The following is a 25,973-nucleotide window of genomic DNA, read 5'->3' on the forward strand; positions in this document are numbered from 1 at the left end:
TTTTCACGAGAATAGGCATTAATTAAGCTCTTGTGTGGTGAATTAATCTTTAATCCCGTGAAAGTTTGTTAGTTTATTGTTATTATGATCTGTGAATCGGAGAGAGGGGTCTAACCAGCAATGAAGAAGACAAAGGCAGTTACAAGTTTAGCAGCATTGACGCTGATGGCGGGTTTATTCGCAGGCTGTTCGAGCAATAACAATGCGGATAATGCAGCAGCAACTAACGCAGGCAATACGGGGACAGGCACGGAGGCTACTGCTGCTCCTGAGGGAGATGCAGCCAAGGATATTAAAGGCAAAATCACGGTAATCACCCAAAGAACGGATATCGTTGATACCGTATTCAAGGATTACGCAGCCAAGTTCAACGAGAAATATCCGGATGTCAAAGTAAATTTTGAAGCGCTGTCGAACTATGAGGACCAGATCAAAATCCGGATGAGCACGAGCGATTACGGTGATGTGCTGCTGCTGCCAACCAGCGTGGCGATCAAGGACCTGCCGGAGTTTTTTGAGCCGCTGGGTAAAATGTCCGATCTGGAGCAGCAATATACGGGCCTGGAGGAACGCACGGTTGACGGCATATCCTACGGAATTCCGGTCACTGTTAACTTCTCCGGTGTGATCTACAACAAGCAGGTATTCAAAGATGCGGGTATCACTGAGGTTCCAAGAACCTTTGAACAGTTCCAGACCGCTCTGCAGAGCATCAAAGACAAGACGGATGCAGTTCCGCTGTACACGAACTATGCAGCAGGCTGGACGCTCACCCAATGGGAATCCGATCTGGCTACGGTTGCCGGAGACCGCGATTATGTAAATATCGCTCAGGTTGCCTCGGATGATAACTTCGTGCCGGGACAACCCCACTACGATCTGTACAAAGTAATGTACGATGCCGCGAAGAACGGACTGATTGAAGAAGATCCTACGACTACGGACTGGGAATCCTCCAAGGCTGATCTGGCGAACGGTAAAATCGGGACGATGATGCTCGGCTCCTGGGCCATCGGCCAGATCAAAGGCCTGGCTGCCAATCCGGATGATGTCGGCTTCATGCCTTTCCCTACCAACGCAGACAAAATTCTGGTTCCGCTGTCCGACGATTATAACCTGGGTGTAAGCATCCACAGCCAGAACAAGGAAGCGGCAAGAGCCTGGGTAGACTGGTTCATTAATGAATCCGGCTATCCGACCACTGAAGGCGGAGGCATGAGCCCGGTTAAGGGCGCTGAGCTTCCGGAAATCCTCAAGCAATTTGAAGGCACGGACGTAACCTTCGACACCCTTGCACCCGCCAAAGCCGGTGAAGAGGGCTGGGTGGATGCAATTGATAAAGAGGCAGAGATCGGCCTCTGGCAGCCTGACTTCAAGAAAGTAATCATTGAAGCCGCCATCGGCAACCGCAAGGATTCCTATGACGATATCATGAAGGACCTGAACGACAAATGGAAAGCGGCAAGAGCTAAGATTACAACCGCACAATAAGCTTTAAACCTCGCAGAGTGAAGACAGATTCAAGAGAACGGGGAGATGCGTCAGCGCATTTTCCCCTTCGCTTTTGCGGGTACAGGCAGGGTATGGATATGGAGTAATAAAGCTAGTGTTCTTAGGAGGTGTGGAGAGATTGTCCAACTTAAGCTATAAAAATCAGCGGATATTGATCATCCTGCTGTTCTCGTTAGTTCCGGTACTGCTGCTGTTGACGTTCTCATATTTACCTGTATTCAAAATGTTCCAGTACAGCTTCACAAGCTGGGACGGCTTCAGCAAGAAAATGGATTATGTCGGTTTCGACAACTATAAGACGATCTTCACCAAACCGGAGTATTTCGCCGTGTTTAAGGTCAGTCTGTATTATTTCTTCGCCACCTTTGTGCAAATGGGACTGGCCCTGTATTTCGCGACCATTCTGAGCTTCAATGTCCGTCTGAAGAACTGGTTCAAAGGCATTCTGTTCTTCCCGACACTGCTCAACGGGGTAGCCATCGGGTTCATCTTCCTGTTCTTCTTCAAGCCGGAGGGAACCCTTAATACACTGCTTGACCTGGTTGGACTCGGCGCATGGCAGCAGAAGTGGCTGCTGAATCCGCATCTGATCAATATTTCCCTCGCCTTTGCTTCCGTCTGGAGATACATGGGGATGAACTTCATCATCTTCCTCGGAGCGATTTCCTCGATCGGCAGCGATATTTATGAAGCTTCGGAAATTGACGGTGCGAACCGCTGGCACCAGTTCAGACATATTATCATCCCGAGCATCAAACGTATTCTGCAGCTCAATCTGATCCTCGCGGTGAGCGGAGCGATCGGTGTCTTCGAAATTCCGTATGTCATGACCGGCGGCTCTAACGGCAGCGGTACCTTTGTCATTCAGACCGTCGATGTGGCCTTTAAATACAGCAAGCTGGGTCTTGCTTCGGCAATGGCTGTAGTGCTTCTGGGTATTGTTATTGTCGTGACCATTCTGCAGCGTGTGCTGATTAAGGAGGAGAAGTAAGAGATGCAACCATTCAAATACAGCGCAGCTTCTTTCTTCAAGTACCTCACCTTAGTCTTAGGCGCGCTTGCCGCCCTAATTCCGATCATCGTCGTCTTCTTCGCCTCGCTCAAAACCAATGCGGAGTATGCCAGCACCGGACCGCTTACCATGCCGGAGAACTGGCTGAATTTCACCAACTATACCAAAGCTTTTGTCGACGGCAAAATGCTGCTGGGCTTCATGAACACCATCATCATCGTACTGATCTCCATTGCCGGCGCTACCCTGACCGGATCGATGATGGCTTATATTCTCGCCCGCTTCAAATTCAGAGGCAGCAGCCTGCTGATGGGCGCTTTTCTGCTGGCAACCCTGATTCCGGGCGTAACGACACAGGTTGCTACCTTTCAGATCATCAACTCGCTGGATTTGTTCAATACGCGCTGGGCGCCCATTCTGATGTATCTTGGAACAGACATTATCGCCGTATATATTTTCATGCAGTTCCTTGATTCGATCTCCGAGTCGCTGGATGAATCGGCCATGCTGGACGGGGCATCGTACTGGACGATTTACTGGAGAATTATTCTGCCGCTGCTGAGCCCTGCCATTGTTACGGTCATTATCGTGAAGGGCGTTAACATCTACAATGACTTTTATACGCCTTTCCTGTACATGCCAAAAAGCAGCCTGCAGGTCGTCTCTACCGCGCTGTTCAAATTTAAAGGGCCTTACGGCTCGCAGTGGGAAGTCATCTGTGCGGCGATTATGATTGCGATCATTCCGACGCTGGTTGCCTTCGTCTCCTTGCAAAAGTACATTTACAACGGCTTTGCACAAGGTTCAGTAAAATAAAAAACATTTGGAGGAATCCTACATTGAAAGAAGTTAAGCTGACTACTGACCAGAATATCCCGAACATGCCTTGGCAGGACAGACCCGCAGGCAATGACCATCCGGTGTGGAGACACAGTGACAACCCGGTCATCAAACGTAATCCGGCCAAAGGTGTTGCCCGGATCTTCAACAGTGCCGTTATTGCCTATGAGGGCAGCTTTCTCGGCGTGTTCCGTGTAGAGGACAACACTACCCGCCCTCACCTGCGGATGGGCCATAGTGCGGACGGTCTGGACTGGACAATCGATGACGGGCCGATTCAGTTTATAGACGAAGCGGGCCAGCCGTATGCACCGCGTTATGCCTATGACCCGCGTCTGGTGAAGGTGGAAGACACCTATTACATCATCTGGTGTACAGATTTCTATGGTGCTGCCATCGGGGTAGCCAAGACACAGGATTTCAAAACGTTCATCAGCCTGGAGAATCCGTTCCTGCCGTTCAACCGCAACGGCGTGCTGTTCCCCAAGAAGCTGAACGGCAACTTCGTGATGCTGTCCCGGCCGAGCGACAGCGGACACACGCCGTTCGGCGATGTCTTCCTGAGCGAAAGCCCGGACTTCGTATACTGGGGCAAACACCGTCATGTCATGACCAAGGGCGGACAAGGCTGGTGGCAGAGCACCAAGATCGGCGGCGGTCCAGCCCCCATCGAAACGAGCGAAGGCTGGCTGATGTTCTATCACGGGGTTACAGGAACCTGCAACGGCCTCGTGTACAGCATGGGTGCGGTGATTCTGGATAAGGACGAGCCGTCGAGAGTCAAATACCGCTCGAGAAACTTCGTGCTTACCCCGGAAGAATGGTATGAGGAGAGAGGTTTCGTCAACAACGTGCTGTTCCCTTGCGCTGCGCTGACCGACGCTGAAACCGGCCGTATCGCCATCTACTACGGCGCTGCCGATACCTATGTAGGCGTGGCTTACACTACTGTACAGGATATTGTGAACTACGTCATCGACACCCATGAGGAAGTGGGCGATGATGCCGGCCTGGGCAAGATCTAGGACATCATCAACCCTAAGGAGAGTCAGCATGAACGAAAGATCACTGCCGCAACTGCAGGCATACGAAGGCAGCAGCCCGAGGCCCGTGGACTTTGAGGACTACTGGGATCGTGCGCTGCGCGAGCTGGATGCGCAGCCGCTGGATTATGAGCTGGTGCCGGCGGAATTTACGAGCCCGTTGGCGGATTGCTTCCATCTGTATTTCACCGGTGTCGGCGGAGCCAGAATACACTGCAAATATGTAAGGCCCAAGACCCTATCCGGCGGGAAGGGCGGCCCGGGAGTGGTCATGTTCCACGGCTACGCCTGTGACAGCGGCGACTGGCTGGAGAAGGTGGGGTATGCCGCCCACGGGATCAGCGTACTTGCCATGGATTGCCGCGGCCAGGGCGGATTGTCCGAGGATAACCTGACCGTTCAGGGCACAACGGTCCGGGGGCATATCATCCGCGGGATCGATGATCCGGACCCGGATCATCTGTACTACCGCAATGTATTTCTCGATACCGCCCAGACCGCGCGTATCCTGATGGCCATGCCGGAGGTTGACCCGGAGCGGGTCGGCGCCTTTGGGTTATCGCAGGGCGGCGGGCTTACTGTTGCCTGTGCCTCGCTGGAGCCGCGCATTAAGGTGGCCGTACCTGTATATCCGTTCCTCTCCGATTATAAGCGGGCCTGGGAGACGAATATTACAACCTCTGCCTATGAGGAGCTGAACTATTATTTCCGCTTCTTCGACCCGCATCATCTGCGAGAGGAAGAAATTTTTGGCCGCCTGGGCTATATCGATATTCAGAATCTGGCAGACCGGGTGCAGGCTAAGGTGCTGTGGGTAACCGGGCTGACAGATACCATCTGTCCTCCTTCGACCCAATTTGCTGCATATAATAAAATCACGGCGGACAAGGAACTTCTGGTATATCACGAATACGGCCATGAGTACCTTCCGTATCTTGCCGACCGGACACTGCATGCATTTATGGTGTTGTGATATGAACAACAGCCCGTTCACCATTGTGAACGGGCTGTTTTTTGTTGTCTTTTTTCTGAAACTAATCATTAATTCTCCTGCAAATAATCCATTCCCGAACAATACTATAATTCATTGTAATATTAAGTAACTATGTTTTCAGACACCAAGGAGGATTGCAGGTTGCTTAATAGGTTAAATAATGCGCTTCTCATAAGTAATAAGCTGAGTCTCACAACGCTGCTAACGGGGCTCGTGACGCTGGTAATTCTGCTAACTTCGGGTATTCTTCTGGTGGGTTCATATGAGTCCAAGAAACGATCATTGACGGAGACGACGCTCCATCTGAATTATATTAATGCTGACCGTATGTCGAGGACGATGGATTCCTTATTTCTATCCATGCAGGGCAGCTTGAAATACAATGCCGGTATATTGTCCGGTATCGAGACCATGGCACCGGAGAAAGTGAATGAATATTTAGATCTGATGCGCAGCAGCAGCAATTTCTTCAATTCTATGACAGTGGTCGAAGCAAGCGGATTAATCCGCAATGTATCACCTGTCAGCTTGGGAACAGCAGGTAAGCACATCACCTCCAGCAATAGTCTGGAAGCCTTAGCGGTCCAAAAACCGTATATATCCTCCCCGTATCTGACAGCAAACACTAAGCGGCTGATCGTGTTTTTGAGCCAACCGATCGTTGGTAACACCGGTACATATCTCGGAATGTTAAGCGGCACGATCTATCTGCAGGAGAATAATGTCCTGTCTGAAATTTTTGACAACGGCCAGGAGGAGGATTCCGGCGCTTATTATTATATTGTGGATTCGGACGGGCATCTGGTGTATCACCCGGACAAGCAGCTTATCGGAGAGAGTGTCAGCAGCAATGCAGTTGTCCAAAGATTGATGAATAAGGAGAGCGGGGAGCAACAGGTGCGGAATACCCGGGGCACCGAGCTGCTTGCCGGCTACTCGAGCGTTCCGTCCAATGGATGGGGAATAGTGGTTGTCTCACCGATTGGTCAAATCCATAAGGAACTGATCGGCCACATTCGTATCCTGATCGGGTATTCCTTATTCCCGTTTATCATCATGCTGCTGGGCGTTATTCTCTTGGCGCGCAAGTTTGCGAGCCCCTTTGTCTACCTGGCCAATGTGGTGAGCAAGATGGGGAAGGAAAAGATAGAATTACGGGAAGCGAAGCAGTATTGGAGCCGGGAAGCCTATTTGCTGACCAATGGTGTATTGCTAGCCTTGGCCAATATTCAGGAGCAGACCGATCAACTGACCCAGGAAGCTGCGACGGATGCTCTGACAGGCCTGATGAACCGGAGATCCCTTGAACAAACGATAAATCAATGGATAACCGCAGATTTACCCTTTTCACTTGTCATGCTGGATGTAGATAAGTTCAAGCTTGTTAACGACACCTATGGCCATAACAGTGGTGATGAAGTGTTAATACATATTGCCAGGGTGGTGGCGGCCTCTCTCCGCCCGGACGATATCTGTTACCGCTATGGCGGTGAAGAATTCGTTATTCTCCTGGCCCGCACCACGCCTGAAGAAGCCTTTAACGCAGCTGAACGCATTCGCCGGGCAGTAGAACAAAGCGAGGCACCGGTTCCTGTGCAGGTTACGGTTTCTCAGGGCGTCGCGCATTATCCATCGCATTCCCCTGAACAGGAGGGCTTGCTGGAGAAGGCGGATCAGGCGCTGTATCTGGCAAAGAGCGGGGGGAGGAACCGAACGGTTATCGCTGAATGAACACGAAACAACGGCAGGCTCATTTACGAGCCTGCCGTTGTTTTGCGGTTTTTATGTGAAGGAAGCTCCATATTGCAGGGCAAGCTCCGCTTAGGAAGCCTGCTCAAACTGGCTGTTATACAGCTCTGCATAGAATCCGTTCTTCGCCAGCAATTCTGTATGGCTGCCGCTTTCCAGGATATCGCCGTCCTTCAGGACCAGAATCACATCGGCGTTCTTGATCGTGGACAGCCGGTGGGCGATGACGAAGGAGGTTCTGCCCTCCATTAGCTGATCCATCGCCTGCTGAATCAGCAGCTCAGTCCGGGTATCCACGGAGCTGGTAGCTTCGTCAAGAATGAGCATCGGTGCATCCTTCAGCATCGCGCGGGCAATGGTCAGCTGCTGCTTTTGTCCGGCGGACAGGTTGACCTTATCGTTCAGGACGGTATCATATCCGTCGCTAAGGCTCTGAATGAAGCGGTGCAGGCCAACCGCCTTGCAGGCTTCTACAAGCTTCTCGTCCGTGATATTCTGCTGATTGTAGATCAGGTTCTCCCTGATTGTGCCTTCAAACAGCCAGGTATCCTGCAGCACCATGCAGAACAAATCGTGGATGTTCTCCCTCGTCAGACTGCTGATCGGTGTGTCATCGATGTAGATTTCTCCGCCGGTCAGCTCGTTGAAGCAGATGAGCAGATTGACGAGCGTAGTTTTGCCTGCGCCGGTCGGGCCGACGATGGCCACCTTTTGCCCCGGCTTCACTTCTGTCGAGAAGTTTTTGATCACCAGGTTCCCGGAATTATCGTAAGCGAATTTCACCTGGTCAAAGCTTACTTTGCCTGCCGCTGTTGCCAGTGTGTTCTCTTTGCGGGTCTCGTCTTCCATTTCTGCTTCTTCGAGGAATTCAAACACGCGTCCGCCTGCGGCCGATGCCGATTGCAGGTTCTGCGCGGCCTGGGCGATCTGGGATAACGGCTGGGTGAAGTAACGTACATACATAATGAAGGCGACGATAACCCCGAAGGAGATAGTTCCATCCAAGGCCAGTACAGCGCCAACGACACAGACGGCGACGAAACCGAGATTACCGATAAAGCCCATCAGCGGCGGCATCAGTCCGGAGAGGAATTGCGCTTTGAAGGCGCTGTTCTTCAGCCCCTGATTCAGTTCCTGGAAGGTGGTGCGCATCTGCGCTTCACCGTTGTAGGCTTTTACAACATTATGTCCGGTATAGACTTCCTCAACATGACCGTTGATTTTGCCCAAGAATTCCTGCTGGCTGGCAAAATACTTCTGGGATTTCTTCATAATAACCGCCATCAGGCCGAAGCCGATGATTGTCGCTACGATAGCGGTAAGGGTCATAATTACATTGGTCCGGAGCATCATGATGATCGAACCGATGAACATGGCTACGGCAGTTACGACTGTACCGATACTCTGATTCATCGCCTGGCCGATGGTATCCACATCATTCGTTACCCGGGAGAGGATATCCCCAGTGGCCGACTTATTATAGTAGGAGATCGGAAGCCGGTTCATCTTATGAGCCAGATCGGTTCTTAATTTCTTGGAGACCTTCTGGGTAATATTCGACATGATCAGGCCCTGCGAGAGTGAGAGCACCGCGCTGATGGCGTAGATCACGACGAGGGTGATGCCGATGGCAGCAATGCCGTCCATATCGATCCCGCCTGCGAGACCGGCAGTGATTTTATCCGTAATCTCAGAGAGCATATCCGGACCAAGCAGCGTGAGCACCGTTCCGGCCGCCGCGCAGATCAGCGCAATGACGATCACCGGAACGTATTTACGGCAGTAACGGAGCAGCTTGCTCCAGGTATTCTGTCCTTTAGTTTTGGTTTTCATCTTCATTAGGCGAGCTCCTCCTTGGTCAGCTGTGAGTATGCAATTTCCTGATAGACACCGCACGTCTGCATCAATTCGTCATGTGTGCCCATACCGGCGATTTGTCCGGCTTCCAGCACGATGATTTTGTCGGCGTCTTTAATCGTACCAATGCGCTGGGCAACGATCAGCATCGTGGAGGCATGAGCGTCTTTCTTCAGCTCGCTGCGCAGCTTGCGGTCCGTCTTATAGTCAAGCGCGGAGAACGAATCATCGAAGATCAGAATTTCCGGACGCCGGGCAATCGCTCTGGCAATCGAGAGCCGCTGCTTCTGTCCGCCGGACAGATTGGAGCCGCCTTGGGCGATGTGGGCCTCATAATTGCCTTCCAGCTTTTCTACAAATTCAGAGGACTGGGACGTGTACACCGCATCTACAATATCGGAGCTGAGCACCTGACCGGCACCATTCTCGCCAAAAGCGATATTCGAAGCTACCGTTCCGCCGAACAGTACCGCTTTCTGGGAGACATAGCCCATTTTATTACGCAGCACCTGCTGGTCGTATTCTTTGACATTGATGCCGTTCACGAGCACTTCGCCTTCGGTAGCATCATAGAAACGGGGAATGAGGTTAACGAGCGTACTCTTGCCGCAGCCTGTTGAGCCGATAAAAGCAACCGTCTCGCCCTGCTTCGCCGTAAAGCTGATGTTCTCCAGCACATAATCCTCTGCGTCCGGATATTTGAAGCTAACCCCTCTGAATTCAAGCTCATCCTCACGCTTCACAGGGAAATGAGTGACTGATCCGTTCTTCAGGCTAGGCACGGTTTCCAGCACTTCATTAATACGTTTGGCCGATACCTGGGCGCGGGGCAGCAGAATGAAGATCATGATCAGCATCATAAAAGCCATAACGACCTGCATCGCGTACGATGAGAAGACAATCATATCCGAGAACAAGCCCATCTTGGCGGTGCCGTCGGCTGCTTGAATAATTACAGCACCAATCCAATAGATGGAGAGGCTGAGTCCGCTCATAATCAGGGAAATACTCGGCATCAGCGTTGTCATTACATTGTTGGCAAACAAATTGGTGCTGGTTAGCTCGTTGTTGGCGGAGGCGAATTTCTCTTCCTGGTATTTCTCGGCATTGTAAGCCCGGATGACCCGCAGACCGTTCAGATTCTCTCTGGATACGCGGTTCAGATTGTCGGTTAACTGCTGCAGTTTCTTGAATTTAGGAAGAACGAGAGTGATGCAGACGGCGACAATCAGCACCAGCAGCCCAACAGAGGCGCCTGTAGCCAGCGTCCACTGCCAGCTTTTACCCGTAATCTTAAGGATAGCCCATACGGCAAGGATTGGCGCCTTGACCAGCAGCTGCAAGCCGATAACAATCAGCATCTGGACCTGGGTGATATCATTCGTGGAGCGGGTAATCAGGCTGGCGGTCGAGAAGTTGCTGATCTCCTCCATCGAGAAGGACTGCACCTTATCGAACAATTTGGCGCGTAATCTGGCTGACAGGTCGGCCGCGATTCTGGCGGCAATCCCTGCCACGACAATCGAGGTCGCCAGACTGCCGAGCGCACAGAGCAGCATCCAGGCTCCGGCCGTAATGATCTCACTCATTTCGCTACCCGGGGTCTGGATCAGCCGGGTGATGTCACTCATGTAGCCGGGCAGCTCGAGATCCAGCCAGACCTGCGCGATAATGAACATGAGGCTGATGCCGAATAAGAACCATTCTTTGGGCTCCAGATTCTTCAGTAATTTCAACATAAGAATGACTCCTTTGCGTGTTTGTTGCTATGATCGTACCGGAGAATGATAAACTGAAAATTAACTTTTGCTGAAACAAGCAGAAAATACTATGACAAAGAGGCCGGCCCAGGAGCGGCCATGAGACTTGCTATGATAAAGAGGCTTTCCCGGGAGCGGCCATGAGACCGGATATGACAAAGAGACCGTCCCGGGAGCGGCCATGAGACCGGATATAACAAAGAGGCCGTCCCGGGAGCGGCCATGAGACCGGATATGACAAAGAGACCGTCTCGGGAGCGGCCATGAGACTTGCTATGACAAAGAGGCCATCCTAGGAGCCGCCATGAGGTGGCCGTTCAGCTTGGGATAGCCTCTAGTCTGGTAAGAGTCATCAAAATCCTGTACAAAATACAACAATTCCCTCGTCAAATCGGCCAAAATTCGAAATTGTTGTACAAAATACAACATTCCACTTCCATTTAAGCGTTGTAGCGGGATAATTGTTGTATTTCATACAACAATCCTTCTGAACACCTGTGGTTCTTGGGATCAAAGTTGCAATTTGTACAACAATTAGCAAGTTCGGCGATGCGATTTATACCTCACTGCTTCAAGAATTATAAAGGACATCTTCCGCCGAGACGGTTCCCCGGCATAGCTCTTCGAAGCTGCCGGCAATCCATGCTGCGTCGTCATAACCCAGGTTGCCGGAATGGGCGATGAGGATGGGATAGGCACCGTCTTCCCGGGCCGTGCGCATATCCCAGATATAGTGATGGCCGCTGCCGTCCATGGCAAAGGGAACCCCGCCCGGCATGTATTCAGGGAATTCGTATGCAAGCATCATGGAGCGTAACTGGTCCGTACCGAACAGCTGGACATACCGTTCACCGTTGCCGAATTCTCCGCCGTTGGAGTAACGCAGGAAATGCAGGTAGTCAGCAGGCAACGGCATGTCCGGAATGGTCCAGAGTGCCGGATCGAACGGCCGGTATACGGCATGAAGCGGATCGGTAACCGGAAAAGGATTCCGCTGCCGTCCGGTAATCTCCGCGATTTCCTCTTGCGTCAAAGGCTTGTGCCACTCCTCAGCGAAGCGTGTCAGCTCAGGCTGAGGCGCCCCCGGATGCTTCTGGTAACAAATCTCAAACAACGACTCTACATTCATCTTCTGGTAGCCCCCTTAAGTCTTGTAGATTTAGTGTAACATGAACAAGAGCGGTGGGTTAATCAGGGCAATCACCTGGAGGCAGTTGAACATTGCACTGGTTATAGCTGCTTATGATAGAGAAATTCCGGGTAATGAACGGGAGATTAAGGGCTTGAATGGGCCAGTTATACATAAATTTGAATCCGGAGGGAACATAATGAGCGAAGAAGAAGTGGAAGCAACCGGTTGGGATGCCATTGAGGAACAGATGTCGGGTTTGTATGGACAACAGGAGCCGAAGCATTATGCTGCCTTGTTGCCTTACATGCTGGGGGGAAAGGACCCGCTGAACGGAATCAGTGCCTATAAGGCAGAGCTGCCTTATCCCCATTGGCACTTTGTAACCTTCGGATTCTCTGAGCTATATGACAAGGAATCAGAGGACCCGGAATACAGCGGCTACGGATTTGAGCTGACCTTCCGGCTGGCACGTACTGCCGGAGAAGAGGAGCCTCCGGCCTGGGCGATGAATCTGCTGCAGAATATGGCCAGATATGTCTTCAGCAGCGGTAATATTTTTGCTTCCGGGCATTACCTGGATGCGAACGGTCCTATCTGTCTGGGTGCAGACACGAGGCTGACCGCTCTGGCTTTTACCGGTGATCCGGAGCTTCCGGCTATGGATACCCCGAATGGACGGGTAGAGTTTCTGCAAATGGTGGGGATTACCGCCGATGAACTTGAAGCCATGATGTCTTGGAATACCAACGCATTCCTGCAGGCCAGCCAAGAAGTACTACCTGCATTTATCACCGATCTTGGACGGGATTCACTGCTGCGGCTTCCGGTAATAGAGGATGCAGTGCGGCAGGGGATTGAACGTGACGGGTCCCAGACAGGCATCCTGTATGTGGATCAATTGGACTTCGAGCCTGGCAGAAATCGTCTGCTCAGCAAAGCACCGGCCGTCCTGGCTATGGGGGCACAGCAGGCAGCGACGGTAGCCAGGCTGCTGCGCGGCCGTCTGCTGAAGGGCAGGAAGCTGACGCTCACCAGCCCTAAGCTGCAGGTTGTGCTGGAACCGGCACAAGAGACTGGCTGCAAGGAAGACGGCGGGAACATCCGCATCAGCCTAAGTGAAGCTGCTGTTCTGGAGCTGGAATCGAAGCTTAAGCCTAAGGAAAGCGAGTTCAAGCTGTCCACTGCCAAAGAACTGATGATACGGGTGAGAAAGACGTATATCAAAGACCAGGAGGGCAAGGTAGTGGATACCATCGGCTAATAGGGGGGCGGTCATGTGGACCGCCCTTTGTTGAGTAATCATCGAAGATAAGGCCCCACTTTGTGGGGATGTTTTATTTGGTGGACGGCAGCTTCTTTGAGGCAGGGAGCAGCAGGGTAAAGGTGGTTCCTTGCAGCGGAACACTATCACAGGTGACGGTTCCGCCGTGCAGCTCAGTGATTTTACGGACAATGGTAAGCCCCAGCCCATTACCGGCGGTGGAGTGGGAAGTATCCTGCTGATAGAACTTGTCGAACACCCTGGGAAGTGCAGCCGCACTGATCCCGGCACCGTTATCCCGGAAGCTGATTTCAATCATGTCTTCGGCCTGCCTCATCGAAACTTCAATTTCACCATGCTCCGGAGTGAACTTAATGGCATTGTCTAGCAGATTCAGCCAGACCTGATTCAGCATCTCTTTATTTCCCGGCACCTCATAGTCCTGTACGTTGGCTGTGATGGATATATGCTTTTTCTCCATTTTGGGATGCAGAAGTAAGACACATTGGCGGATCTGTTCGCCAACGTTGAAGGGCTCGCGGCCCGTTAATATCGTCTGAGCCTCCACTTTGGACAGGCTCAGGACGTTGGAGGCGAGGGCGGCCAGACGGGTGGATTCCTCAATGACAATATCCAGATATTCATTCCGTTCTTCCTTGCTCAGCTCATCATCCTTGAGGATTTCGGCGAACCCTTTGATCGACACAATCGGGGTGCGGAACTCATGCGAGAAATTGTTGATGAAATCCGTGCGCAGAATCTCAATGCCGCCCAGCTCATCCGCCATCCGGTTGAAATTAGCGGAGAGAATCTTGAATTCTGGCGGATTATTGAGCCGCAGCCGGGTGGTGAAATCTCCTCCTGCCAGCTGGTTGGTGGCATCGATGAAGGTACGGATGGATTTCAGCATCCTCCGGCTGGCCAGACCCGAGGTGACGGTGCCGATCATGATGCAGGCAATCAATGTGATAAAGGTAAGGACTTTGAAATCCTGAATGATACGTTCATTGAGCACACCGAAGACCGTCAACAGATAGACCAATACACCGGTAATCAGCACGGTAATGAGGAAGATGATAAATACAGCAAGCGAGAAGTAGAGCGATAGGCCGATTTTACCCGTCAGCCTCTTGATCATGTTCATGTTCTCACCGCCTTATATCCGAGGCCGCGGACAGAGACCAGCTCGAACTCCGGATAGGCTTCAAAACGTTTGCGCAGGCGGTTGATATGCACATTCACCGTAGTATCCGTGCTTTCGCTGTCCATCCCCCAAATCTCGTCCATCAGCTGGATGCGGGTGAAGATGCGCTCCGGATAGGATAAAAGCTTATAGAGCAGATAGAATTCCTTCTGCGGAAGCGTCTGCTTGTCCTCGTCCCGGGTCACGGTTAATGTGTCATAGTCCAGATGAACCCTGCCGATCACCAGCTTACGGGCACTCGCAATCTGCGAGCGGCGGAGAAGGGCCTGGATTCTCAGCAGCATTTCTTCTGTATCCACAGGCTTGGTCATATAATCATCGGTTCCGAGCCGGAAGCCTTTTTTCTTATCCTCAGGTAGCTGTTTGGCTGTGGCCATTAGGATGGGAATTCGATTGTCCGCTTCCTTGAGCTCTTCGGCAAATTCATACCCGTCCATCTCCGGCATCATAATATCCAGAATAATCAGATCGATATGCTGGACTTCAAGAACCTCCAGTGCTTCTCTTCCATTCTCAGCCGTTACCACGTCATAACCTTCCCGTTTCAGCACAGCGTTCATCAGCTTGCGTACATGCTTATCGTCTTCTACAACAAGGATCTTTATCATGGTTTCACTCCAAAGGTTGTCGGATTTGACCGCGTTTCCCCATCATTCTAATGTAAAAAAAGGCTAAAGACAAAATCTTTAGCTTTTCTTTAGACTCGATTTAGTCTGAATTAAGAATGACGCACTATATTATAGGGAAAAGAACCGCCGGTTCAAATATGAAAACGGGAGTCACTCATGGCCAAACTGAATTTGTTTATCCGCATTTGTATTGCAGTGCTGCTGGTGCTGGGAATTATCTATGTAAGCTCACTGGTGGACTTTATTTTCACACCTATTATCTCGCTGTTCAGTGTTGTCATTGTGCCGTTAATGCTGGCCGTCTTCTTCTATTATCTGCTGCGTCCCTTGATTGATTACCTGGCCTCCCGCAGGCTGAACAGGACAGTTGCTATCTTGCTGGTCTATCTGGTTATCGCGGTGCTGCTGCTGGGATTCACGGTAGGCGTCTGGCCGTCGCTGCAGAATCAGCTGGTGAATCTGGCTAATAATATGCCTGGCGTATTCAATGCCGTGGGAGAGCAGCTGACGAAGCTGGAGGACAGCGATTTGTTGTCGAAGCTGATTCCTGCGGATATGAATCCGGCCAGCCAGCTGATGGATTATTTGAATAAAGGCTTTTCGCTATTGACGGTCTATGTGTCGGGGCTATTCTCCTTCGTCTCCAATTTCGCCATTGTACTCTTTACCTTTCCGATCCTGCTGTTCTACATGCTCAAGGAAGGCGGGAAGTTCGGCGACAAGCTCGTGAGCTTCTTTCCAAAACGTTATCATGAGGAAGGTGCGTCCGTTGTTGCTGAAATCGACGGGGTGATGAGCAGCTTCATCGTCGGCAGGGTGCTGGTCAATCTGGCGCTGGGCGTGCTGATGTATTTCGGTTTTCTGCTGATTGGGCTGCCGTATGCGCTGCTGCTGACACTGGTGGCTGTGCTGATGAACTTCATTCCATTTATCGGGGCGATTCTGTCCACGGTGCCGATCTTCATCTTCGGTCTGATCGAGTCGCCGTCCACGGCCATCTGGTCGATTGTAGTTGTGCTGGTGGCGCAGCAGATTCAGGATAACCTGGTGGCGCCTTATATCTTCGGGAAAAGCATGGATATCCATCCGCTGACCACGATCATTCTGGTCCTGGCGGGCGGCGATTTCGGCGGAATTATCGGCATTCTGCTGATTATTCCCGTCTACATGATGCTGAAGATTATCACAGTCAAGCTATATCAGCTGTTTGTCCGGCAGCGCTGGGAAAAGGAACCGGAGGTGCCTGCGGAAGCGGGGGATTAAGCTGTGTGCGGGTAAGACCGGGAGGCCGTTTTTAGGCTTTCCGGTCTTTTTGGACTTGATGATGCTTAGTAACTGAGCCGGGATTGGCTCTGATGGTGAGAGATAGAGGGATAAATCCCACTAACGGCGCCGGAAATGGTCCGAATGGTGAAAATAGAGGGATAAATCCCACTAACAGGGCCGGGAATGGCCCAAATGGTGAAAATAGAGGGATAAATCCCACTAATAGCACCGGAAATGGCTCTGATGGTGAAAATAGAGGGATAAATCCCACTAATAGCGCCGGAAATTCATAACGCTTACTGCGCGGCCTGTTTTCTGAACTCGCTGGGCGTTACCGATAGTGCCTGCTTGAAGATTTTACAGAAATACATAGAGGAATTGAAGCCACAGGCATTCCCGATCTCCAGAATGGACAGATTGGAATTCACAAGCAGATTGCAGGCATGCTGGATCTTGATATTGTTCAGGTATTGGATCAGGGTGAGACCGGTCGCTTCTTTAAAGACATGGCATAAATAATATTTGGACATGAAGAATGCTTCGGCGATTTCTTCGATTTTGCTGATCCGGTTATAGTTCTGACTGATGTATAGCAGGATCGGGGCGAAGTTTGCGTAGGCCGCAGGCACATGCTCCACTCTGGGTGATCTTACATTCTCATTCAGGATGTTCAGGATATCCGCTAAATAGATGAAAATCCGGTTAGAGGGATCATCAATGTTCTCCTTTTCGAGCAGCAGCAGCAGCTTCTTAATTCTCGGAAAAGTTTCTTTGCTGGTAGAGATGATTTCTTTGTCGAAGCAGCTCAGCAGCGACTGAATCGAGCGGTCCGTGAAGTGCAGCCGCAGAAAGCGGTCGGTGAAATACAGGCAGGTCCTGGCGCAGGAGTGGTTGCCCCGGCTTTTGTGAAAGGAATTGGGCTTGAATAAGGCCACGTCATGCATCGTGATGTCATACAAGGCGTCATTGACCACGAAATGATGATAGCCGTCTTCAAGAAAATATAGCTCATAAGAGTTGTGATAGTGGAACGCCGGCATCTCGTAGTTGGAGTCATGTTTCTCGTATTCCATGGAGAATAACGGATGGGCTTGATATAAATCAGCTTTCATAATGACGCCTCCCTTATCTATAGCAATATAATACAACAAATCGTGAAATGAACAATATACTAAAAGATTATTGCTGTGATTTGCTGTATATTCGAGTCAATAAATATAGAGTTGATATAGGAGGCAAGCAACTTGTCGTACGAATTAGTTAAGAGAAACACCACAATCCAAATCTACATGTCCGAAACAGAGAATAGCGCGGTACATATAGCGGTTAACAATCTTATCCGTGATATTGCGGCGGTATGCTGCTGCAAGGCTGAGTTGTCACAAGAGATCGGTCAATGCAGTATTGTAATCGGGACGGCAGTTAACGAGGCGGTGGCTGAGAGCCTTGCAGGGAAGCGGTTATCGCTCGACAAGATTAAGGCTGAAGGCGCTTACCGTTGGGAGGCTTTTCTCCACGAGATAGTGGATGGGGTCCTGTACATCATCGGTGCAGACAGAAGAGGAACGATTTTTGGAATATACGATTTATGTGAGCAGCTCGGCGTTTCTCCGTGGTATTACTGGGCGGATGTTCTGTTTAAAGTTAAAGACACCTTCAGTCTCCCTGCGGATTACTCCAAGGCGGATTGGCCGTCTGTGAAATACAGAGGCATCTTTCTGAATGATGAGGAGGAGCTGAACGATTGGGCGAAGCTGCATACCGCTGACGATACGATTGGCCCTGAGGCATACGAGAAAATTTTTGAGCTGCTGCTCCGCCTGAAAGCCAATTACATTTGGCCGGCGATGCATGTGAATTATTTTAATGGTAACCTGGAGAATGGTGCTCTTGCTGAACAAATGGGCATTGTTGTCGGGACGTCCCACTGTGATATGCTGCTGCGCAGCAACCAGAACGAATGGACACCGTGGATCATGAGCAAAGGGTATACGGATGCCGTCTATGACTATTCTATTGAAGGAAGAAACCGCGAGATTCTACTGGAGTACTGGCAGGAAAGCGTGGAACAGAATAAGGATTACGAAGTCAGCTTTACGATGGGCATGCGCGGGATTCATGATTCCGGATTTCATACGAAGTCTATCGATGAAGATGATTCCTTAAGTGCGGAGGAGAAGACTGCGGCTAAGGTTCGCCTGCTCGGTGAGATTGTCAAAGATCAGCGGAAGATTCTTACAAAAGTACTCGGGGAAGCTAAAGGGGCGGAGGTGCTGCAGACTTTTGTCCCCTATAAAGAGGTGCTGGATCTGTACAATCTCGGTCTTGAAGTGCCGGAGGATGTCACACTGATCTGGGCGAATGACAATTTCGGGCATGTGCGCCGTTATCCAAATGAGGCGGAACGGGGGCGCAGCGGCGGGCACGGGCTGTATTACCATTCATCCTACTGGGCGCACGGGGGAACGGCCATGAGTTATCTGTTTATCAATTCGATCCCCCTGGCCCATACCGGCAATGAACTGCGGAAGTCCTATGAATCGGGAATCCGGAATATATGGGTGCAAAATATAGGCGGACTCAAGCCGCTGGAGCAGGATATGGAATTCTTCATCCGCTACGGCTGGGAAGCAGGTAGAGAAACGGGAATTACCAGGAACACCAGGCAGTTCACCGAGCACTGGATCAATACGAACTTCTCCGGTAATCACGGTGCTGAAGCGGCTGAGTTATATGAAGTTTTTGCCCAGGTAACCAATGTGCGGAAGATTGAACATATGAATTCGGATGGTTTCACGCAAACGGTGCTGGGTGATGAGGCCGGACGCAGGCTGATGAAGCTTGAGGATATTTATAGACGGGGAAATGCGATTCTGGACAGTCTGCCGCCGGAGGAGCGTGCTGCCTTCTTCCAATTGTTCCTGATGAAGATACATGCTTCCTACTACACCAACCATGAGTTCTATTATGCCGACCGGAGCAACCTCTCCTACGCGCGGGGGAATATGCAGGCAGCAGACAAATATACAGAGCTATCCGGTAAAATGCTTGATTACAAGCGGAGCATGTTGCATTACTACAATCATAAGATGAGCGAGGGAAAATGGGAGGGCATCCTCACGCCTGAGAGCTTCCCGCCGCCGCCGACAGCGATGTTTCCGGCAAGAAAGCCTGCCCTGAGCATTTCCGGAAGCGGTGTAAAGGTGAATCTGTGGAATGATGATGAGGTGCTCTCATTCTCAGTTTATGGGATGACGCAGAAGTGGATTGAGATTGGGAACCAGGGTGCAGGCAGCATTTCTTATTCTATCGAAGTCACTGAAGGTACGGACTGGATTACCCTCTCTGAGAGTGAAGGGACGATCCATACCGAGAAAAGGATTCTCGTATCGGTATTGAACCCTGCGGAGCATGCGGGTAAGCAGAGAGTTATTAATGTCCATGATCACAGGGACGGCAGTGTGATTCCGGTTAAGATTCAGGTTGAGGAAGCCGTAGAGCTACCCGAAGGAGCTGCCGCTTATATTGAAGCGGACGGGTATGTATCCATCCCGGCAGCGGGTTATGACCGGAATATTTTCCATGATGGTGTAGCAGGGGATGAAGCGAAGTTCGGCTGGATAACCGTGCCGGGCCTCGGAAGACATGAAGGGGATGCGGTAATGGCCTGGCATTCTGGGCTCCGTCCGCTGGATGGCCTGGACAAGGAGAATCCTCATCTGGAATATGATCTGTATTTGCAGCATAGCGGGAAGTTTGAGCTGGAAATATACCGTTTCCTCACACTGGATTCCACGGGGCAGATCCGCTTCGGCGTCGGCATGGATGAAGAAGAGCCTTTTATTGTAGAGAGTGAGACCCGTGACGAATGGCTCGGCAACTGGAAGGAAGCTGTGTTCGATAATGGCGAGAAAATCATGGTGGAGCTTCCGTTCCTCTCTGCCGGAGCCCATACCCTAAAAATTTATATGGTGGACCGTTATGTGACCCTTACCAAACTTGTGCTCTATACGACCGAGCAGAGCGGAAGTAATCTGGGTCCAATTTACAGCAGACATGGCGAAACACTGGTTCCCGCGTATGGACTGGAGGGTCCAGATGTGCAGTGGGATGAACTGGAACGGTTGCGTAGCGGGTTATACTTAACCAGTATAGATGAGGTTCCGCCTCCCAATGTCTTGTATGCGGACCGGGAGTTCTTCCAGACGATGAACACTCAGATCTTTAATACGCTTGTGAATTCCCCGCAGACTGAGCTAGGTGAGCCGCGTTATGCTAACATCAGCGGAAGTGACGGAAGTAAGGATTGGCTTCAGGAATTTGGTTCCGGTGTCTTCGTTGAACAGGACGGGGTTCTGGCGATTGAAGCGGAGTATGCGCTGGAGAATTCAGCGAATGCTTATCTCACGCCGGCTGCTGACGGAAGCGGCCTGAGCTGGAGCCATCTGCAGGCGGAAACGAACGGACGGACCGGGCTGGCGATGCACGTTGCCATGCCGGGAATCCGCTGGGATCATCCGGAGCAGACTCCGGCGATGCATTACCGGCTGAGCGTCAGCACACCGGGAACTTATCAGGTATGGATGCTGCTCCGGCATTATAACGACAAGTCGGACTCCTGCTATCTGGCGCTGGATGGCGAGGTGCAGCCGATATCTGAGCAGTTCTGCGGAGGTACGCTGCATACGTACAACACTGCGTATGTGTACTATTGGTGCGCGATATCTGACCTTGCCCTCACCGCCGGGGAGCATGTGCTCTCCGTCTTGGCCAGAAAGTCGCAGCTGCGGATCGACCGGATCTACTTGACCACCGGTAACGAGCTGCCGCCAGTTGATGCGGAGTGGAAGGACTCGGAGCGAAGATAGCTACGGGGAATTGAGGAACTCGGGGGAATCGAGGAACTCAGGGAACTCGAGGGAATCAAGACAATCAAGGGAATCAAGGAATCAAGGAATCAAGGAATCAAGGGAATCAAGGGAATCAAGGGAATAAAAGCGGCAGCCGGGAATTGGAATTCCCGGGCTGCTGTTTTTTTGTTACGGATATAGAGGGATTCCTCTGAATCCACCGATAGAGGGCAAAGAAACTGAGGAAATGAGGGGCATAAGTGCCCCTGAATCCGCTGGAATTGGGCACTATGCGGAGGCAAACGAACCAAATGTATGTAAAAAACCGAATACAATGTGCCGCTGCGAGGTTAAACGAACCGAATGTATGTGAAAAACCGAATACAATGTGCAACTGCCAGGGTAAACGAACCAAATGTATGCCAAAAACCGAATACAATGTGCCACTGCGAGGGTAAACGAACCGAATGTATGCGAAAAACCGAATACAATGTGCAACTGCCAGGACAATCGACCCGAATGTATGCGAAAAACCGAATACAATGTGCCACTGCGAGGGTAAACGAACCGAATGTATGCGAAAAACCGAATACAATGTGCCACTGCGAGGGTAAACGAGCTAAATGTATGCGAAAAACCGAGTACAATGTGCCGCTGCGAAGGGTAACGAACCAAGTGTATGCGAAAAACCGAATACAATGTGCCACTGCGAGGGTAAACGAACCGAATGTATGCGAAAAACCGAATACATTATGCCGCTGCGAAGGGTAACGAACCAAATGTAACGAAAAACCGAATACAATGTGCCACTGCGAGGACAAGCGACCCGAATGTATGCGAAAAACCGAATACAATGTGCCACTGCGAGGGGTAACAAACCGAATGTATGCGAAAAACCGAATACATTATGCCGCTGCGAAGGGTAACGAACCAAATGTATGCGAAAAACCGAATACAATATGCCACTGCGAGGTTAAACGACCCGAATGTATGTGGAAAACCGAGTACAATGTGCCGCTGCGAAGGGTAACGAACCCAATGTATTCGAAAAACCGAATACAATATGCCGCTGCGAAGGGTAACGAACCAAATGTATGCGAAAAACCGAATACAATGTGCCACTGCGAGGACAATCGACCCGAATGTATGCGAAAAACCGAATACAATATGCCGCTGCGAGGGGTAACGAACCCAATGTATTCGAAAAAACGAGTACAATGTGCCACTTTGAGAGCAAACGAAAAAGAGAAAAGAGAAAAGGGACAGTCCCAAGTGGCCATTGTATGGCTAATGGGACAGTCCCTTATTAGAATCCGATCTGTTTACTCCCGTTACTCCCGGTTCAGAAATGTCCGGGTCCGCTCCAGCTGCGGGTGGCCGAAGATCTCCTCCGGTGTGCCGGACTCGGCGATTTCGCCGTTATCCATGAAGAAGACGCGGTCGGCCACATCGCGGGCAAAATTCATCTCATGCGTGACGATAATCATCGTCATATGCTCCTCGGCAAGCTGGCGGATGACCCGCAGTACCTCGCCGGTGAGCTCGGGATCGAGCGCCGAGGTCGGCTCGTCGAACAGGAGAATGTCCGGACTGAGCATCATCGCTCTGGCGATTGCGACCCGCTGCTTCTGCCCGCCGGACAGCATGGAGGGATACACGTCTGCTTTATCGGCAAGACCTACTTTGGAGAGCAGCGCCTCGCTTTTGGCCGTAATATCCTGAACACTTTCCCGCTTCAGCGTTCTCGGGGCAAGCTCCAGGTTACCCCTTACGGTGAGATGCGGAAACAGATTAAAGTGCTGGAACACCATGCCCATGGTTGAGGTGATTTCCCTAATCTCCGCACCGCTGGCATATTTGCCTTTGTCCACGAGCGCCCGGCCGCAGATCAGGATACTTCCGCCGGTAACCTCTTCCAGATGCACAAGACTGCGCAGCATGGTGCTTTTGCCGGAACCGGAAGGTCCAATCACCGCAACGACTTCTCCGGGGTTAACGTCAAAGGTAATCTGTTTCAGCACATCGAGGCTGCCGAAGGATTTCTGCAATTGCGATACTTCAATTATACTACTCATAGCGAAACAGCCCTTCTACTCAAATTTGAAACGTTTCTCCAGTGTCTTGAAGAATAGCGTAAGCACCAGTGTCATCAGCAAATAAATTACGCCCGCTACGACAAAAGGGGTGACCGTGAAATCACGGTTTACCGCCGTTTTGGCGAAATTGAGCAGCTCAGGTACCGCTACGGCATACAGCAAGGCAGTATCTTTAACCAGGGTAATGGATTCATTGGCTACCGCAGGCAGCGCCACCCGGAACATTTGGGCCAGTATCACCTTGCGCAGGGTCTGCCATTTGCTAAGCCCGAGTACCTTGGCCGCCTCATGCTGGCCTTTATCAATCGAGAGCATTCCCCCGCGGAAGATCTCAGCGAAATAGGCACCATAATTCAGAATAAATCCAAGGCTGGCCGCAACGAAACGGTCCATGACCAGATATTGCCCAATCACGGGGATCTGCGGCAGGCCGAAGCAGAAGAACAACAGCTGCAAGAGCAGCGGAGTGCCGCGCATCACATAAATATAAGTATGTGCGATCCAGGCCAGCGGCTTGACGGAACTTTTGGCCATTAGTGTGACCACCATCCCGAGCGGAATGGACAATACGATCACGATCAGGAACAGCAATACCGTTGTCCGTGCCCCCTCCAGCATCGGTCCGGAAATTTTAATAATATAGTCAATATTCATGTCTTCACCCGACTCCTAAAGGAAACCATCTAGTTAAGTACTTTGTTCTCTCCGAACCATTTCGTGGAAATCTCGGCCGCCGTTCCGTCACTGCTCAGCGCATCCAATGCCTTCTGCAGCTCCGTCAGCAGGTCCTCATTGCCCTTCTTAATCCCGATACCATATTGCTCTGGGGCCAGCGATTCATCCATCAGCTTGTAAGTCTCCGGCTCCTTGGATATGTAGTATCTGGCCACCACTTCATCAATGACTACTCCATCCAGACGTCCCGACTTCAGGTCTGTCAGGGCAAGCACATTATCGGTGAATTCGGAGACACCTTTAAGCTCCGCCTTAATCGGATTAGCATCCAGGGCATCGGCAGCAGAGGAGAGGCTTTGCAGTCCGACCTCTTTGCCGGCCAGATCCTTAAGCGTAGACAGCGCTGAATCCGCAAGCACGACTACAACCTGGCTATTCTCCAGATAAGGTTTGGTGAATAACACTTTATCCTTGCGCTCGTCCGTGATGGTGTAGCCGTTCCAGATCATATCAATGCGTCCGCTATTCAGCTCAGATTCCTTGGCAGACCAGTCAATCGGCAGGAAGGTAACCTCTTTGCCCATTTTCTCAGCAGCCGCTTTCGCATAGTCAATATCGAACCCGACAATTTCATTGTTATCATCCCGGAAGCCCATCGGGGCAAACTTATCATCTATACCGATCACCAGCTTACCGTCATTGCCTCCAGAACTGGAGCAGCCGGCTATTATAGCAATCGCCATAATTACCAATAAACCCAATATCCCTTGTCTCTTCATCTCTCTATTCCCCCTAGTAGATTACACGCAGCAGCCTGTGCTTTAGTTCGTTAATACGTTATCAGTTTATCATAATAACATATCATGTGAGTTACTGTCGATAGAGTAGGGGAACACAATTGTGTCGAAAATAAATCAAAGCATGCCGCTCAGCAGACTCTTACTTTATTTATTTTTTCCATTTTATCTCAATTCGTAATCTGATACGATTCCTGTAACAGGTACACAGGTGGCCTGAAATAAGGAGGAATGTCATAAGTGATAGAATTGAAGAATGAGCAATACGGCAAGGCAAAGGAACTGGTAACCAGTCACAATGAGCTGTCAGTGTTCACGGTTCTGGAAGGGCTGATGGAGGGCAAGGTTCATGTGGATTCGGCAGAACATCCGCAAGTCCTGATGATCGAGTCCAGTGAGACTACTTTGCTGGCTGGACGTGCAGATAACGATGCTTTTAATCAGGCGCTCACAGAATCACTGGGGTTCTGGGAACAGGTCACACCGGATAATGAAGAGTGGAGATTGAAGATACCAGAGGTTCATCCCAACAAATACATACGGGAGTATACAAGACACCGGTACATTGTAACCCGTGAGACGTTCACGCCAATCGAACTATCGCTGCCTGAGGGGTATGTGCCGGAGAAGATAGATTTGCCGGAGCTGCGGAAGAAGAGCTATAAGAATGCTGATAAAATTTACAAGTGGGCTGCGGAGTGGGGGGCGATGAACATTTCGCTATTGCCGGCTGCGGCTGCTATATCCGTCATCTGGACAAGATTGTCAGCTGGTCGTTAAGCGACTGCTATAACGGAGGCCAAGTGGCTATTGGCATTCAAACAGCCCGCAGCTACCGCAAAATGGGCCTGGCCAAGCAGGTCGTTTCGGCAGTTGTCCAGCAATGCTGGGACAAAGGATATGGCAGTGTAGAGTGGCTGTGTGTATCCACCAACCGCGGCTCCCGGGCCGTAGCGGAACGGGTAGGCTTCATGCTGGCGGATACCTATCCCTCTTTCACCTCCTATGCTCCAATTGAGAATTTTGCGGATCTTAATGATGACGGCTGGTATGAGTGGGGGGCTTATCTGCAGCAGGCTTCACAGAAAGAGCCCCGGCTGTATCTGGAATGCCTGCACTGTTACGTCAAGGCAAATGCCGTGGAGAAGGCACAAGAAATCGTGCGGGAAATGACTAGGGCAGAGATTGAATGCGATCTGGAAGAATTGAACGGAGCCATTGCGTACTACCGGAGCGAAGGATTATGTTCGGCCTTCAAGGCTCCGGAGTGGACAATATGATCAACAGTCTGGTGTA

Annotated in this window: 20 protein-coding genes; 11 read left to right on the top strand and 9 right to left on the bottom strand. The window is 51.0% G+C overall.

Annotated features, from left to right (window positions below):
* Window positions 1-120 precede the first annotated feature (120 nt).
* From NYE33_RS15105 to NYE33_RS15130, 6 genes are all read left to right on the top strand, one after another.
* Window positions 121-1,491: an ABC transporter substrate-binding protein gene (locus tag NYE33_RS15105; RefSeq protein ID WP_042138987.1), complete on the top strand. Its 1,371-nt coding sequence runs from the start codon at window positions 121-123 to the stop codon at window positions 1,489-1,491.
* Between the two features lie 130 nt (window positions 1,492-1,621).
* Window positions 1,622-2,503: a carbohydrate ABC transporter permease gene (locus tag NYE33_RS15110; RefSeq protein WP_042138986.1), complete on the top strand. Its 882-nt coding sequence runs from the start codon at window positions 1,622-1,624 to the stop codon at window positions 2,501-2,503.
* A 3-nt stretch (window positions 2,504-2,506) separates the two neighbouring features.
* Entirely contained in the window at window positions 2,507-3,340 is an 834-nt protein-coding gene (locus NYE33_RS15115; RefSeq protein WP_076244508.1) for a carbohydrate ABC transporter permease, read from the top strand.
* 65 nt (window positions 3,341-3,405) lie between these two features.
* On the top strand, window positions 3,406-4,389 hold the full coding sequence (locus NYE33_RS15120; RefSeq protein WP_197074406.1) for a glycoside hydrolase family 130 protein: 984 nt from the start codon (window positions 3,406-3,408) through the stop codon (window positions 4,387-4,389).
* 28 nt (window positions 4,390-4,417) lie between these two features.
* Window positions 4,418-5,380, top strand: a complete 963-nt coding sequence (locus NYE33_RS15125) for an acetylxylan esterase (RefSeq protein WP_076244510.1) — start codon at window positions 4,418-4,420, stop codon at window positions 5,378-5,380.
* Window positions 5,381-5,542: 162 nt separating this feature from the next.
* Complete coding sequence (locus NYE33_RS15130) at window positions 5,543-7,132, top strand: sensor domain-containing diguanylate cyclase (protein ID WP_042138982.1); 1,590 nt, start codon at window positions 5,543-5,545, stop codon at window positions 7,130-7,132.
* A gap of 90 nt (window positions 7,133-7,222) precedes the next feature.
* Here the strand turns inward: NYE33_RS15130 and NYE33_RS15135 are convergent, their stop codons facing one another.
* The 3 genes from NYE33_RS15135 to NYE33_RS15145 form a co-directional block, all read right to left on the bottom strand.
* On the bottom strand, window positions 7,223-8,989 hold the full coding sequence (locus NYE33_RS15135) for an ABC transporter ATP-binding protein (protein ID WP_341066417.1): 1,767 nt from the start codon (window positions 8,987-8,989) through the stop codon (window positions 7,223-7,225).
* Window positions 8,989-10,746, bottom strand: a complete 1,758-nt coding sequence (locus tag NYE33_RS15140) for an ABC transporter ATP-binding protein (RefSeq protein WP_341066418.1) — start codon at window positions 10,744-10,746, stop codon at window positions 8,989-8,991. The genes NYE33_RS15135 and NYE33_RS15140 overlap by 1 nt, the downstream gene beginning before the upstream one ends.
* Before the next feature lie 592 nt (window positions 10,747-11,338).
* A complete protein-coding gene (locus NYE33_RS15145; protein WP_042138977.1) occupies window positions 11,339-11,896 on the bottom strand; it encodes an SMI1/KNR4 family protein in 558 nt (185 codons plus the stop codon).
* A gap of 199 nt (window positions 11,897-12,095) precedes the next feature.
* On the opposite strand from NYE33_RS15145, the gene NYE33_RS15150 reads away from it, so the two are divergent.
* Window positions 12,096-13,160 (top strand): suppressor of fused domain protein, encoded by a 1,065-nt coding sequence (locus NYE33_RS15150; protein ID WP_042238254.1) that lies wholly within the window; start codon window positions 12,096-12,098, stop codon window positions 13,158-13,160.
* 73 nt (window positions 13,161-13,233) lie between these two features.
* On the opposite strand, the gene NYE33_RS15155 is transcribed toward NYE33_RS15150, so the two are convergent.
* Entirely contained in the window at window positions 13,234-14,304 is a 1,071-nt protein-coding gene (locus NYE33_RS15155; protein WP_197072965.1) for a sensor histidine kinase, read from the bottom strand.
* Window positions 14,301-14,972: a response regulator transcription factor gene (locus tag NYE33_RS15160; RefSeq protein ID WP_042238251.1), complete on the bottom strand. Its 672-nt coding sequence runs from the start codon at window positions 14,970-14,972 to the stop codon at window positions 14,301-14,303. The genes NYE33_RS15155 and NYE33_RS15160 overlap by 4 nt, the downstream gene beginning before the upstream one ends.
* Window positions 14,973-15,149: 177 nt before the next feature.
* Here NYE33_RS15160 and NYE33_RS15165 point away from each other — a divergent pair, with 177 nt between their 5' ends.
* On the top strand, window positions 15,150-16,256 hold the full coding sequence (locus NYE33_RS15165; protein WP_042138974.1) for an AI-2E family transporter: 1,107 nt from the start codon (window positions 15,150-15,152) through the stop codon (window positions 16,254-16,256).
* Between the two features lie 299 nt (window positions 16,257-16,555).
* On the opposite strand, the gene NYE33_RS15170 is transcribed toward NYE33_RS15165, so the two are convergent.
* Window positions 16,556-17,371 carry a helix-turn-helix transcriptional regulator gene (locus NYE33_RS15170; RefSeq protein ID WP_341066419.1) on the bottom strand — a complete coding sequence of 272 codons (816 nt, stop codon included), beginning with the start codon at window positions 17,369-17,371 and terminating at the stop codon, window positions 16,556-16,558.
* Window positions 17,372-17,503: 132 nt separating this feature from the next.
* Between NYE33_RS15170 and NYE33_RS15175 the strand changes: the two genes are divergently transcribed.
* Window positions 17,504-21,127, top strand: a complete 3,624-nt coding sequence (locus NYE33_RS15175; protein ID WP_341066420.1) for a glycosyl hydrolase 115 family protein — start codon at window positions 17,504-17,506, stop codon at window positions 21,125-21,127.
* Between the two features lie 1,313 nt (window positions 21,128-22,440).
* Here NYE33_RS15175 and NYE33_RS15180 read toward each other — a convergent pair.
* Genes NYE33_RS15180 through NYE33_RS15190 form a run of 3 tightly spaced genes read right to left on the bottom strand, consistent with a single transcriptional unit; the run spans window position 22,441 to window position 24,623 of the window.
* Window positions 22,441-23,184, bottom strand: a complete 744-nt coding sequence (locus NYE33_RS15180) for an amino acid ABC transporter ATP-binding protein (RefSeq protein ID WP_336103623.1) — start codon at window positions 23,182-23,184, stop codon at window positions 22,441-22,443.
* A gap of 15 nt (window positions 23,185-23,199) precedes the next feature.
* A complete protein-coding gene (locus NYE33_RS15185; RefSeq protein WP_042138968.1) occupies window positions 23,200-23,859 on the bottom strand; it encodes an amino acid ABC transporter permease in 660 nt (219 codons plus the stop codon).
* A 29-nt stretch (window positions 23,860-23,888) separates the two neighbouring features.
* Window positions 23,889-24,623 carry an amino acid ABC transporter substrate-binding protein gene (locus NYE33_RS15190; RefSeq protein ID WP_371916279.1) on the bottom strand — a complete coding sequence of 245 codons (735 nt, stop codon included), beginning with the start codon at window positions 24,621-24,623 and terminating at the stop codon, window positions 23,889-23,891.
* Window positions 24,624-24,917: 294 nt separating this feature from the next.
* Between NYE33_RS15190 and NYE33_RS15195 the strand changes: the two genes are divergently transcribed.
* Together NYE33_RS15195 and NYE33_RS15200 are read left to right on the top strand one after the other, a co-directional pair.
* Entirely contained in the window at window positions 24,918-25,457 is a 540-nt protein-coding gene (locus NYE33_RS15195; protein ID WP_336103624.1) for a GNAT family N-acetyltransferase, read from the top strand.
* The gene (locus NYE33_RS15200) at window positions 25,376-25,957 is read left to right on the top strand and encodes a GNAT family N-acetyltransferase (RefSeq protein WP_341066422.1); all 582 of its coding nucleotides are present in this window, start codon (window positions 25,376-25,378) and stop codon (window positions 25,955-25,957) included. Before NYE33_RS15195 ends, NYE33_RS15200 begins: the two co-directional genes overlap by 82 nt.
* The last annotated feature ends 16 nt before the right edge of the window (window positions 25,958-25,973 follow it).

The sequence above is a fragment of the Paenibacillus sp. FSL R10-2199 genome, assembly GCF_038000235.1.
Lineage (GTDB): Bacteria > Bacillota > Bacilli > Paenibacillales > Paenibacillaceae > Paenibacillus_AQ > Paenibacillus_AQ phytohabitans.